Below are 13,393 nucleotides of genomic sequence, written 5' to 3' on the forward strand. Positions count from 1 at the left end.
TAGCTATCCCCCCGCATTCCCGAAGCAGTTGCAAACACAGTACCCCTGGAATCTGCCGATTGCGTTTCGTTCAGGCACTCTGGTCGTGCATCGTGCGCCCGGTAAAGCAGCCGCAACGAAGCCACATCCAAAACCAGAATCCCCAGAGTAAGTCACATAAAACATTCTCTCTCTATGACTTACAAATTATTCTCACCGCCGTTTCTTACAAGATCTCAACCCCGGATCTTCTTCATAAAACTCACGATTGTCGGGTGACAGAGCCATAATCAGGCTGTTATGATGAGAAATCAGCCTTTAATTAGTTTCCTTTAGTTTTAGTGATCAAGAAGAATTCCACCATGCTCAACAGAGGTTTTCTGAAGCACACGTTTTGTCTATTTGCGTTTTTCAGTTTCTGTGGACTGACTTGTTTCTCGCTGTCAGGTCAGGAAAAACAGTCTAAAAAGCAGGCCGCTACACCCGCCGACCAACCATTAATCGTATTCATGATTGGCGAAGAAGGTTACAAAACAGCAGAAAGCTTACCCGCTTTTGCCAAAGCGCATTTGCAGCCTTTGGGATTCCGTACACAGTTTATCTACCCCGATCAGAAAGATCCCAATTCCTTTCCCGGCTTGGATCTCATCAAACAAGCCGACCTCCTGTTTCTAAGCGTTCGCCGAAAAACATTGCCGGCCGCGCAGATGAAACTGATTCGAGAGTACCTCGATTCCGGTAAACCTTTGATGGCATTGCGAACTACGAGCCACGGGTTCTCACTCAGTAAAGGTCAGCCGGCTGACGGTTATCTTGAGTGGAAAGATTTCGATAAAGAAGTTCTAGGCGCCGAATATGCAGGCGACTTCAACAATAAAACTCCCACCGACGTCACCACACAATTGCGGGCCGAACAGGATCCGATCATGGCGACCGTTCGCAATAAATATTTCCGCAGCAAAGGTTCCATGTATAAAAGTATCAATCTGAAACGTTCCACTAAAATCTTACTGCGAGGCTTGGCCCGCGTTGACGGACAACCGGTACAGATGCCAGTAGCCTGGACGAATACCTATAAAAAATCACGCGTTTTCTACACATCACTAGGACACCTCGGCGATTTCAAAAGTATCACCTTTACTCACACATTGGTCAACGCCGTCTACTGGTGCCTGAAACAAACTCCACCTCAAGTCGACGTCGCCGGTAAAATGACACGCGATCGATTCAAAAAAGATATCGCCGCCAATGCCGAAGTCGATAAAGTCATGAAATCGTTCAAAGGCCGCGGGGAAGTCGGCGATGAATCTGACCCTACCCCGCCCGAAGAAGCAGTCAAACTGTTTCAGGTGCATCAAGATTTCGAGATGGAAAGTATCGCGTCTGAGCCAGAAGTCATGCAGCCACTCTATATGAGTTTTGATCATCGCGGTCGGATGTGGGTCGTGCAATATCTGCAATACCCGTTTCCCGCTGGCTTAAAGGTCATCAAGTATGATCAGTATTTACGAGCCGTCTTCGATAAAGTTCCACCGCCGCCACCAAACCACTTCAAAGGGGCCGACAAAATTTCGGTACTCGAAGATACCAACGGCGATGGTTCATTCGATAAAGTCAAAGATGTCATTACCGGCCTGAATATTGTCTCCGCCGTCACCGTAGGCAAGGGAGGCATCTGGGTCTTGAATCCACCCTATCTCCTGTTTTATCCCGATGCCAATGGCGATGACATTCCCGACGCCGATCCCGAAGTGCATCTTTCCGGTTTCGGACTGGAAGACACACACTCGGTTGCCAACAGTATCAAATGGGGCCCCGATGGTTGGCTCTATGGCGCAAATGGTAGTACGACCACGGGCACCGTCAGTTCTGAAGTCACCAAAGCCTTGCACTTCAAAGGGCAAAACATCTGGCGTTATCATCCCGAGAGTAAAATCTTCGAAATCTATGCAGAAGGGGGCGGCAATACATTCAGCGTCGAAATCGATTCCAAAGGCCGCGTCTTTTCCGGAACCAATAACGGCAGTACACGCGGCATGCATTACGCGCAAGGCGGGTACGCCAAAAAGAACTGGGGCAAACACGGTCCGCTAACCAACTCGTACGCCTTCGGCTATTACGAACACATGCGACATAAAGGTTATATGGAACGTTTCAGCCAGACCTTTTCCATCTACGAAGGGGGAACCTTCCCTGCAAAATATAATGGTGCCGTCTTCGCTGCGAATTCACTACACAACCGCGTAATGGCCAGCCAACTGATTCCCGATACATCCACGTATCGAACCGAAGATATGCCCCCAATTGTATTAACGCAGGATCGCTGGTTCCGCCCCGTTGATATTAAAGTCGGCCCTGATGGCTGCGTTTATCTGGCCGACTGGTACGACAGCCGCCTGACGCACGTTGACCCACGCGACAACTGGCACAAAACCAGCGGACGCATTTATCGTTTGAAACCAAACAATTTCAAACCACTCAAACCGTTTGACCTCTCGAAGCAAAGCAACGAGGAACTGCTGACAACACTGGGACACACCAACAAATGGTTCCGGCAGAAAGCGGTGCAGGTCATCGGCGAGCGCGGCGATCAATCAATGGTTCCGTCCCTGCTGAAAATTGTGAAAAGTGAAAACGATGACCGTGCGCTGGAAGCACTCTGGGCGTTAAACCAACTCGGCGCCTTCGATGTAAATCTGGCACTCGAACTGTTAGGGCACCGCGATCAACACATCCGCCGCTGGACCATCCGGCTGCTCGGCGATTCACACCAGATGACGAACAAGCTCGCTCAAACTCTGATTGAACAAGCCAAAACCGAACCGTATGCCGAAGTGCGTTCACAGCTGGCTTCTTCTGCCAAGCGCTTCCCTGCAGAAGCAGGGCTCGCGATCACCGCTCAACTTTTGCAGCGCGAAGAAGACCTCGAAGATCTGCATATTCCGCTGCTGTTATGGTGGGCCATTGAAAGCAAAGCCACCTCCGACCGTGATGTGGTTCTCCGATTATTCTCCAAACCCGATTTCTGGCAGGTCAAAATGGTCAAGAACTATATCCTGGAACGCATCATGCAACGCTATGCGATGGCCGGCGGCGATGAGAATTATGCGATGTGTGCCAAACTGCTCAAGCTGGCTCCTTCAGCAGAACATAAACAAAAACTGATGGTGGGAATGCTGGAAGCATTCCGCGGCCAGAAAATTGATAACCTTCCCGCAGAACTGAGCAAAGGCCTGGCAGAATATCAGAAGACACTCGGCGAATCTGATCTCGCACTGGCATTACGTCTGGGAGACAAAGCAGCCACGAGTCGCGCTCTCAAAATCATCGCCGACAAAAACGCCGACCGACCGACGCGTTTAACGTACATTGAAATTCTAGGTCAACTCAAAACAAAGCAAGCCGTGGGACCGCTCACAGCCATTCTGTCATCCAGCGGTGCAGATACACACTCCTTAAAACGAGTCGCACTACAGGCGTTGATGAATTTCAATAACCCCTCGATCGGAAAAAGCATTCTAGGTCGTTATCACAGCACACTGCTAGACGAACATGATGTCCGCAGCACCGCACAACGCGTGTTGGCCAGCCGCAAAGCATGGAGTAAACAATTCCTGAATGAAATCAATGCCTGGCGCATCAAAGCCAATACGGTTCCACTGGATGTCGTACAGCAAATGGCACTGCACGATGATCCGGAAATCAAAGCCGGCATCAAAAAACATTGGGGCAAAATTCGAGGAACCTCACCAGCAGAAAAACAGCAGGAAATGAAACGCGTCGCGAAGCTTGTTAAATCAGGCGGCGGCGATTTGACTTCCGGCAAAGCCTTGTTTACCAAATCGTGTGCCGTCTGCCATACACTGTTCGATGAAGGAGGCAAAGCAGGCCCCAAACTGACCGGTTACGAACGCGATAATCTGAATTTCATGCTGTTGGCGGTTGTCGATCCGAGTGCCGCCATTCGAGAAGAATTCACCAACTTCCTCGTCGTAACCGACGATGGCCGAACCGTCACTGGCCTGATTGACGAACAGACCACTAAAACGTTGACATTAAAAGACGTCAAAGGCCAGGCGATCCTGATCAACAAAGAGGAGATCGAAGAACTCAAAGCCCTCGACCAATCACTCATGCCCGACGGTCTTACCAAAAACTTAACAGACCAACAGGTCAAAGACCTTTTTTCTTACATCATGAGCCGCACACCTAATCGCGGAAAATAAGTCTCTAATCACAGGCTGGTCGATCCGAAATCGGCCAGCCTGTTTTCAAATCAAATTGTGAATATTGCTGACCGTTTTCTACGGTTGAGCGACGCGGGCCTGTCTGAGTTGCGTCAACAATTCCGCGATGGCTTCGTGCGCGTGATAAGTCTGACTGATCACTAGAGACTTACTTTGAGCGACAATGGAAATCGTTCCGCCGGTCCCCTGTTCATATCCCTGCTGACCTAAGCCACCACCCAAGCCACCACCCAAGCCGCCACCCAAGCCGCCACCTCCTCCACTTGCCCCTCTCTTATTGGGAACTTTAAACATACCTTGACCACCGCCAGCCGGACGTGTGTTACTCGTAGAAAATGGATTTTTCTGGGCTCTCCACTTTCCCAGACTGGCATTGATGATGGCCTGTTCCAATCCCGCGTAATCTTCGGGAGACTGGCAGAAATCCCCCACCGGGTAGACGCGAGTTTTCATCATTTCAGCCGCTTTGTCTTTAGATGTAATCAGAATCATTTCCCGATCCACGACATAAGTCAGGTCAATGGGATCCAAAATTTGCAGCAGTGCATTTTTTAAAGAAAGATTACTGAGAGTAATTTCAATCGGTTCATCTTGAGTAATACCAATATTTTCCAAATCTTTTTTCTGAATGAAAATCGGTACATTATGTAACTCCGTCAAATAAGTCACGACTTCTTCCAGAGGTATATCAGGAAAATTCGCCTCTGTGTCTGATTGCAGAGCACTCTGTATTTTTTCTTCGCGCTCGGTGAGTGCCGGGTAAAACAATTGTTTGGCATGCTTGACGGCGACTGTTTTTTTCACTTCCCCGACGCTGGCTGCCGATTTCTCTTCTGCGTGAGAATTCGCCGCAAACCAACCTGCAGTCAATACACAAACAGCAACAACCACAAATCCGTAACTTCCATTTCTGATTCTCATTTTAGTTTCCATCGTCGGCTCCTGTTTCTGTGTTTCTGTGTTTCATTTTTTCATTGACATCGACATCATCCAAACGAACTTTCATCGCACGTCGATAAAAGTCATAATTCATAGTAGCGTGCCTGCCGGAGCTGGTTTAATAATTCAACAATCTTTTCGTGAGCCTGATAGGTCTGGCTGATCACCAGCGACTTACTTGGAAGCACCACAGAGATGGTGCCGCCGTTTCCTTCTGCATAAACAGGAGGAGGGGCCTGCATCCTGATGGCCTGAGGGGAAACTTGAAAGAAACCACCACCGGTACCGCCGCCGCCAGCATTCGTTTTCGGGTATCGCCATTTTCCCACACTGGCATTTTTAATTGCCAGTTCGAGAGCCAAATAGTCATCGGGAGTTTTGCAATAGTCTCCTACCGGGTAGACTCGCGTTTTCAACATTTCCTGCGCATTATATTTCGTGGTAATCAGAACGAAATCCCGCTCTACCACATAAGTCAAATCTAATGGTTTCAGGATGAGATCCAGTGCCGATTGATTAGATATCTTGGGAAGGGAAATGGTAATCGGATCTTCCAGCGAGATCCCTTCTTCATCCAGAGCTTTGCGTGAAACGACGAAACTCAATCCCAGAGATTCCTGAAAATGCTTGATCACGTCTTCTAAAGGCGTATCAATATATTCTTCATCGATCGTTTCATTGAGCTTCTCCTGAAAATGTTTCTCGAACTGCGTTAATGCAGGTAAGAAATACTGTTTATCATCCTTCTCCTGCAGAATGACCCCAGGTTTTGCTTTCTCTGCAGGACTTTTGGCAATCGGTTGACTAAATTGTGGCTTCTTGGCGCTCTGCCGATCTTCCGCGTTCACCACCATCACCAACCAGCCTGTTGCCAGACATCCCATCATTGCAACAACGTATTTTTTCCTCAGTATCCAACTCATGATCGAATCCTATTCATCAGGAAAGTTCGAGATTACGCAACAAAGCACCCAATCAGTTCATTCTAAGATGAAAAATTGGATCGCGCTTCATAAAGAAATTGTCTTTTTCACTGACAGTAGAGAGAAAGTAGAAATGGAATGAATGCTCTCGAATACGCGAACTCTGTTTCCCGAAAAAACGGGCTTGCGAAATGAAATAAAAATAAGCTTGAGAACATCAGCGTGAAAAAGAATGAAATGATGGATATGCCTTGATGTTAAAGGGCCCAACTCAATGTGTCAACTTTTTTTCTGACCCCGATCAAAATTAACAGCAGATCAACGAATCAATGTCGAACCATAAGTTAGTTCATCCGAGCGACAAACCGCTTGAGAATCAACAGAAATCCGGGAATGGACAACAGATAGCCCACGATCAGAAATCCCCAGCCCGCGCCAACCGGACCATAAGTTTTCCCGAAGTACCAGACCAGAAGCCCGGTCAGCAACTGGTAGATGGTATTCAAAACCAGAAACGGCTCCTGTTTGAAAGGACGGATATAAGCCATCACACACTGTGCGATATGAATCGGAAATAAAGCCAGCGTGAGCAAAACCGTTGGATAAAGCGGCAGAATTCGGGCCTGCACTTTCTGAATGAGACTCAACGCTGGTTCAAAACTGTTCCATGCGACAGGTAATTCAACACCTTTTATCAACTGCAATAACCAGACCACCAGACAAAAGAGAGCGCCCCCCGTAAGCAGTACGACCGACGAAACCTGAAACAGACGACGAAATACTCGGTTCAATTCAGTGATCTCGTTTTGAGACACTAATGTGCCGAACAGGGGAGCCCGTGCCAGCATCCAGGAATTGGCGGCCATTTGCAACGTCATCAACGCGGTCCAGGTCAGCCCCAACTGACCGGCGATTTCTGCCCCCTGATATTCAAACATCAAAGGAATCACAAAAGCGCTCGTGAAGTAGGCGGCCATCGCTTGCACCGCCAGCTTCCACTGCAGAGGCCAGACTTCTTCTGACCAGTTCACCTGAGGCCCCGGTTGCGGTTTCAGTAGTGTCGCAAAAAAACGTCGATAGCGGACAGCTATCAACCACAGTTCCCAAAACAGTCGCACAGCAGACCCTGCCACACACGCCCATAAACCAGCGCCAGAGAAAATGGCACCACAGACCACCAGCGTGCCCATCACACCCTGCATGGCGCGATACCGATTCGTCACTGACATCTGATTGCAGCCATCCAGTAATGAAATACAGGGAGCCGCCATCAAATTGAGGGCCGTCAATCCAACGATGCAAATCCAGGGAGCACGCCAGATCACATCCGTCTCTGGTTGTGACAAAAAGAAATAATAGCCTGCAAACCCAATCGCCACGACAAACAGTGTTCCCGCAATCGCGTACCATTTTAATACGAGCGCAGCCAAACTTCTTAATCGAGATAACGCCGACACCTCTCCAATCAGGTACCCGCGTGCATCCAGTTCCAGCTTATGCCACTCATGACTGGTCAGATACACGGTGACGACTTGCATGCCCATTTCGACAAATGCCTGCAGCGCGATCAACGCACCAAACGTGTAATAGTAACCCTGCAGCTCACTGGAAAATAAAGCGACGATCAGGAGCATCGTGATCGGACCGGTCAAAAACTGCCAGCACCGGTTCATCAGCGCATAAAAAACAGCCCGGTTGACTTCCATTCGATTGAGTAATCGACGAGGCCAACTGCGTCGCGATGGTTGAAGTTGAGGGTCCCGTGGTTCGGTCATGCTGTGTGATTTATTCTCTTCTGAGATACATGCTCACCTCAGCAAGCAGCCTCTGTCAGTTCAGAAACCGCCCGCATCAGATCTGCTTCCCTCTGACATAATTGATCTACTGTATTGGCTTTCAACAATACATTGGCCAGAGGCAATGTTTGCCCGTCAATTTGATCAGGTGATGTGGATATCAAGTCTGCTTCGAATGTTCCTTGCTCCGACATACATCTTAACCACTTTGAAAACGGGATACCATACGACTCTTTCCAAGGGAAATGTAACCAGCTCGCTACATGATCGGGCTTCAAAAATCGCGAAAAGCCCAATGCCAGCCGCCCCATCGTATAACGGGCATTCACATCTTGAATTGCCCGCCACTGCAATTCTCCTAGCGCATCCGAATACTGCATCGCGTCAATACCCAGCGGACCGAAGTAACCCGCCGCTTGCGCTCGTCTCGCTACTTGATGCCCCACTTCGATCGCCGGCTGCCACTCTTTTTCCGTACTTTCATCAACGACTATCCGACTGCCCCGATATTGTCCCCGTTCATCACACAACAGCGGCGCGATTCCTATCAACAGAGGATCACCCTCTCTGGGAATTTCAAACTGGACCCCAACCTCGGCCGTTCGATTCACCCAGGGCTCCCAAAAGAGTGGCTGTCCCTGTGAAAGCCGTTTCTCTGCCCAGCCTCTGATTTGATTCGTCAACAAAGACCCCTGCCCGCGCATTCGTTCGCGGGCCGACATACTGAAGTTGGCTTTGATCACCCATTCGATTTCCTGCACACCTTGAACGTCCTGCAAATCGCCCACTGCCAATTCCAGTTCCGCCAGACTTTTCACGCAAGCACTGCCCGGCAATGCCAGCCCCCACTCCTGTTCCAGTTGAAATGAAAACGTACGCGCATTCACAGTTTGGACGGCACCTCGATCTGGTGCTTCGCTTTGAAATCCTTTTGAAGCCGCAATTTGTGAAACCGCGTCTGACCAGCCCCACGGAACCAACTGCATTTCCGAGGCCTGTTTTCGATCGGGCCATTGATTCGTAAATTCCACCCGCGGAAAGCCGGCAGCGGTGAAGTCTGATAGGCAATTAGCGGGAACGTTTCCGGGAAGATATATCATATCACCCTCCTCAGCCAACCCCATCCAGCTACTGGTCAGACTTGCATTCAGAGCCGAAGTCGCGCCCCCGGAGGCGCCATAAACTTCTTTCGCCAATTGATGTTCGAAATCATAATTACCCAGAAATAAACGTCGCATCTTTGATCCATCAATAACAGAGCAATCTCGTCAGGAATCGGTTTTTCTGTATCAAGTGTCAAAACAGACTTGAAGTCATAGACCGAAAATCTGTTATACTATGTCATTCCAGCCAGAACTATCCTCACGCACTCTTTCTCATGAAAGTCCGACTGATGTCTTTCCACCGAAAATATTTCATCAACTTACTCTCTGGTTTCGTTTTTCTGTTCAGCGTGATCTGCCCCATGATGGCCAGTCAGGCCGCGGGAACGACCAAGGCGAACCCTTTGCATATTGCCACCTTCGAATGCGACATTACACCACCCATTGGCAGCCCACTCTGTTACGGACATATTGCACCCGCCAAAAAAATCGTTGACCCCTTGAGTGCGCGGGGCATTATCATTCTAGGAGCCAAAAAACCAATTGTCATGCTCGCACTCGACTGGGTAGGCGCCAATAACGGCGCACAGGATGTCTGGAAAAAGAGACTCGCTGAAGCCCTCGGCACCACTGCCGATCATTGTGCCGTTCACTGTTTACATCAACACGATTCGCCGGGAGTTGATACCTCAGCAAATGCGCTGCTGAAACAAAATGACCTGAAGGGGTTGATGTATGACGAAGCATATCTGGAAGACGTCATGCAGCGCACCATTGCGGCAGCAAAAAAGAGTCTTCAAACGTCCAAAGTCGTGACACACGTGGGCATGGGAAAAGGCAAAGTCGAACAGTTTGCCTCGAATCGACGTATCCTGGGCCTGAATGGTAAAGTCAAAATCGTACGTTTTAGTTCGTCTCGAAACCCCAAGGCGATCGCGGCTCCTGAAGGAACCATTGATCCTTATGTCCGCGTACTCAGTCTATGGAACAAAGATCAGCCACTGGCCGTGCTCAGTTATTATGCTACGCACCCACAAAGTTATTACGGCAAAGGAGGCGTCAGCTGTGACACAGTCGGACTGGCACGGTCAATTCGTGAGAAAAAACTCCCAGGTGTTTTTCATGCTCACTTTAATGGCGCTGGTGGAAATATTGGTGCGGGAAAATACAATAACGGCGACCCCAAAAACCGTCCGCTGCTGGCAAAGCGCTTAGCCGCCGGGATGAAACAAGCCTGGGAATCCACAGAAAAAAAGTCGGTCACAGCAGATGACGTAAGCTGGAAAGCAAAACCGGTTCTACTTCCACTGAGAGATACGCTGGATCAGGAAAAACTAACCACCATTCTAAAAAACCCCAAAGCACGACGCACCGATCGAATTCGCGCATCACGCGACCTGATCTATCTGCAGCGGACACAAGCGGGACAAACAATCGATATCACACGTCTCAAAATTGGCCCGGCGCAGGTAATTCATATGCCGGGAGAACTATTCGTAGAATATCAACTGGCGGCTCAGAAAATGGCACCCGGTGATTTCGTCTGCATGGCCGCGTATGGCGATCAGGGACCCGGCTACATCGGAACCAAAATTGCCTATACACAGGGAGGTTACGAAACCAGCCGCGTCTCTCGCACCGCTCCCGAAGTGGAAGAAGTATTAATACAAACGCTGCAAGAGCTCACCGAAAAAGAATGAGGCGCTGGATCTTACTCTGATTTCGAAAGCCGCGACCACTTGATCCGGGCAGTATAAATGCGGTTGTTACTGCCATACTTTTCAATACCCACGGGTTGCATCCATTCGGCAACCGTCACCCAGGATTCGTAAGGGCTGACCTTAACCACGGCAAAGTTTCCCATGCGGGCACCTTTTTCCGGAACGATAACCCGTTCGGTCTTACGAATCACACGCAATGTTTTTGGATCGACTTGCGCCATAAACAAAGGTGCCCGATGACGGAACACATGATCGTTATTCGCACCCCGGCGCGTGTAAACTAAAAATAGTGTATCGCTGTGAGTTACCCAGTGTTGCTGAGTGTTATAGTTGCCGAGCTCACGCCCATCATCGAATTTCCAGACGATCGGTTGGGAATAGTTCAAACCATCGTCACTGACGGAAACATGCCCTTTTTCATCATTTCGCATTGTGAGATAATATTTCTTCTGAAACTTCGTCAGCGAAGGTTCATACAAACCACGCTTGACGGGAATCGTATGCGCGCTGCCGTGCTTTTTATAGGTCAGCTTTTCACCATCAAACTCGCATAACACAACAGTCGAACTGTATTGCCTTGCTGTTTTCGTTTTGAAGTAGACGGGCAACAGAATCGTGCCATCTTCCAGATCCACGCGTTGCGCCGAACCGGCACCGCAATTTTCGAATTCAGGTAAATCTGGCATGGCCATCGCAGCCCATTCCGACCAGCTATGATCTTTTTGATGATAAACAGAATAAGCCACGCTCCGTTTGCGAACATGCATCACTTTGTTATTTTCATAACGCACCGAATGCCCCGTTCCCAGCAGCTTTTTTGTCATCGCATGCCAACCGGGCGTAAAATCGCAAACTGCAATCTCCCGCGTCTTCGACAGACGACGACGACCTAACGTCGAATGTTCGATCGGGCCGATCCAGTTTTCTCCATCGGATGTCCGCATTTCATTCAGTGCATAAAACACGTCGGAACCGCTCAGTAACAATTTTTGCATCGTCAGCACAATCGTCGCGGGAAAATTTCCTGTTTGGGGAATGGCACCCGTCCGCGCCTGAACCCAGCAGGTCTTGCCATCAAAGCCTTCGGTAACGGTTCGCAAATCCACCTCATACGTCAGCGAATTTGCTTCATCCTCGGCTGTTACAGAATTAATTCCGGATACCAGTAAACTAATGGCAACGCAAACAGAAAACAGATTTTTCATGAGAGCCTCTTCTTGAATAACAAAGGAGTATCTCTTTACGATAAGCAGATTTACCACCAGTCTCAATACCAGAGCGAATAATGTTGACAAAGACTCCGCTCGCTCAGGATTGCAATCAGCACAAACTTGATTCTAAAATGATAGCAGGCAAGTGAATTCAACCGCCGCTCGCCACTCGTACCTCTCCTCTTTAAGGTTCAGACAAATGCGAATGTGTTCATTGATTGCGATCTTGTGTTTCACTTCTACCAGTCTCCTGACGGCTGGCGAACTGGAATGGATTCAAATCAGCCCAGATGGCAAATCATTCGTAACGTCAAAATCACAAAAGAAGTTTGTGCCATGGGGTTTCAACTACGACCATGATAGAGGCGGCCAGCTCTTGGAAGATTATTGGAACACCGATTGGAAAGCCATTGAAGAGGACTTTGCCGAGATGAAACAGCTAGGCGCGAATGTCGTCCGAATTCATCTTCAGTTCGGCAAATTCATGTCAACAGCTGATCAACCTCGCGCCGCAGCATTAAAGAAGTTGGGAGAGGTATTGAAACTCGCGGAAGACACAGGCTTGTACCTCAATCTGACGGGCCTGGGTTGCTATCACAAACAGGATGTGCCGGCATGGTATGACCAGTTGAGTGATTCCGAACGCTGGCAGGCACAAGCCCATTTCTGGGAAGCAATCGCCAGACAGTGTGCGCACAGCCCTGCAATTTTTTGTTATGACCTCATGAATGAGCCCGTCGTTCATGGAGGCAAGAAAAAAGGCACCGACTGGCTAGGCCCTGGTTTTGGCGGAAAGCATTTTGTGCAGCGCATTACCCTTGAACCAGATGAACGTTCGCGCCCCGAGATTGCAGCCGCCTGGATAAAAATGCTAGTAGAAGCAATCCGCAAACAGGACCAACGGCATTTGATTACGGTAGGACTGGTTCCCTGGAGCCTGGAACGCCGCGGACTTCAGTCAGGATTTGTCCCCGAAAAAGTCAGTCAACATTTGGATTTTATCTCTGTACACCTCTATCCCGTCAAAGGAAAAGTCGATGCCGCGCTGAAAACACTCAAAGGATTTGATATCGGAAAACCACTGGTGATTGAAGAAACGTTCCCACTAAAAAGTTCGCCGAAAGAATTTGAAGAGTTTTTCCTGAAATCAAAACAACACGCTGATGGCTGGATCGGTTTTTACTGGGGCAAAACCATTGACGAATACAAAGCAGGTAAAACCATCGGCGATGCCATCACTGCCGGCTGGCTGGAGTTTTTCCTGAAAAATGGTCCACAATTTAAAGCACAACCATGACGCGAGTAGCGGCCAAGCGAAATCAAGGCTTGAATACAATATCCGTCACCGTACCAAATTTCGCGGGCAAAGGCATATTCGCAAGTTGGGAATCATTACTCACCCGATATTGCCAGCGCCCCACCAAAGGTAAACTACCCGATGCGGAAACCAATTGTGGTACACTACGGAAATCCG

8 protein-coding genes are annotated in these 13,393 nt (G+C 49.0%); 3 read left to right on the plus strand and 5 right to left on the minus strand.

All coding sequences use genetic code 11. From position 1 onward, the window contains the following. Positions 1–341 precede the first annotated feature (341 nt). Positions 342–4,205, plus strand: coding sequence for a PVC-type heme-binding CxxCH protein (locus tag Q0668_RS18375; RefSeq protein WP_298867289.1), 3,864 nt, complete (start codon positions 342–344; stop codon positions 4,203–4,205). Positions 4,206–4,283: 78 nt separating this feature from the next. Here the strand turns inward: Q0668_RS18375 and Q0668_RS18380 are convergent, their stop codons facing one another. From Q0668_RS18380 to Q0668_RS18395, 4 genes are all read right to left on the minus strand, one after another. Beyond that, positions 4,284–5,147: a hypothetical protein gene (locus tag Q0668_RS18380; RefSeq protein ID WP_298867291.1), complete on the minus strand. Its 864-nt coding sequence runs from the start codon at positions 5,145–5,147 to the stop codon at positions 4,284–4,286. A 101-nt stretch (positions 5,148–5,248) separates the two neighbouring features. Continuing rightward, positions 5,249–6,088 (minus strand): hypothetical protein, encoded by an 840-nt coding sequence (locus Q0668_RS18385; RefSeq protein ID WP_298867293.1) that lies wholly within the window; start codon positions 6,086–6,088, stop codon positions 5,249–5,251. Between the two features lie 344 nt (positions 6,089–6,432). Continuing rightward, complete coding sequence (locus Q0668_RS18390) at positions 6,433–7,863, minus strand: hypothetical protein (RefSeq protein WP_298867295.1); 1,431 nt, start codon at positions 7,861–7,863, stop codon at positions 6,433–6,435. Positions 7,864–7,901: 38 nt separating this feature from the next. Next, positions 7,902–9,122: a hypothetical protein gene (locus Q0668_RS18395; RefSeq protein ID WP_298867296.1), complete on the minus strand. Its 1,221-nt coding sequence runs from the start codon at positions 9,120–9,122 to the stop codon at positions 7,902–7,904. Between the two features lie 155 nt (positions 9,123–9,277). Between Q0668_RS18395 and Q0668_RS18400 the strand changes: the two genes are divergently transcribed. Then, positions 9,278–10,687: a hypothetical protein gene (locus tag Q0668_RS18400; protein WP_298867297.1), complete on the plus strand. Its 1,410-nt coding sequence runs from the start codon at positions 9,278–9,280 to the stop codon at positions 10,685–10,687. An 11-nt stretch (positions 10,688–10,698) separates the two neighbouring features. On the opposite strand, the gene Q0668_RS18405 is transcribed toward Q0668_RS18400, so the two are convergent. After that, on the minus strand, positions 10,699–11,913 hold the full coding sequence (locus Q0668_RS18405; RefSeq protein WP_298867298.1) for an exo-alpha-sialidase: 1,215 nt from the start codon (positions 11,911–11,913) through the stop codon (positions 10,699–10,701). Between the two features lie 205 nt (positions 11,914–12,118). Here Q0668_RS18405 and Q0668_RS18410 point away from each other — a divergent pair, with 205 nt between their 5' ends. Next, entirely contained in the window at positions 12,119–13,216 is a 1,098-nt protein-coding gene (locus tag Q0668_RS18410; RefSeq protein ID WP_298867299.1) for a cellulase family glycosylhydrolase, read from the plus strand. The last annotated feature ends 177 nt before the right edge of the window (positions 13,217–13,393 follow it).

The sequence above is a fragment of the uncultured Gimesia sp. genome, from assembly GCF_937910335.1.
Taxonomy (GTDB): domain Bacteria; phylum Planctomycetota; class Planctomycetia; order Planctomycetales; family Planctomycetaceae; genus Gimesia.

Excerpts from the sequence above, each read along its gene's own strand:
- Q0668_RS18375 (WP_298867289.1), top strand. The coding sequence starts at position 342 with ATGCTCAACAGAGGTTTTCTGAAGCACACGTTTTGTCTATTTGCGTTT.
- Q0668_RS18385 (WP_298867293.1), bottom strand. The coding sequence starts at position 6,088 with ATGAGTTGGATACTGAGGAAAAAATACGTTGTTGCAATGATGGGATGT.
- Q0668_RS18380 (WP_298867291.1), bottom strand. The coding sequence starts at position 5,147 with ATGAGAATCAGAAATGGAAGTTACGGATTTGTGGTTGTTGCTGTTTGT.
- Q0668_RS18390 (WP_298867295.1), bottom strand. The coding sequence starts at position 7,863 with ATGACCGAACCACGGGACCCTCAACTTCAACCATCGCGACGCAGTTGG.
- Q0668_RS18395 (WP_298867296.1), bottom strand. The coding sequence starts at position 9,122 with ATGCGACGTTTATTTCTGGGTAATTATGATTTCGAACATCAATTGGCG.
- Q0668_RS18400 (WP_298867297.1), top strand. The coding sequence starts at position 9,278 with ATGTCTTTCCACCGAAAATATTTCATCAACTTACTCTCTGGTTTCGTT.
- Q0668_RS18405 (WP_298867298.1), bottom strand. The coding sequence starts at position 11,913 with ATGAAAAATCTGTTTTCTGTTTGCGTTGCCATTAGTTTACTGGTATCC.
- Q0668_RS18410 (WP_298867299.1), top strand. The coding sequence starts at position 12,119 with ATGCGAATGTGTTCATTGATTGCGATCTTGTGTTTCACTTCTACCAGT.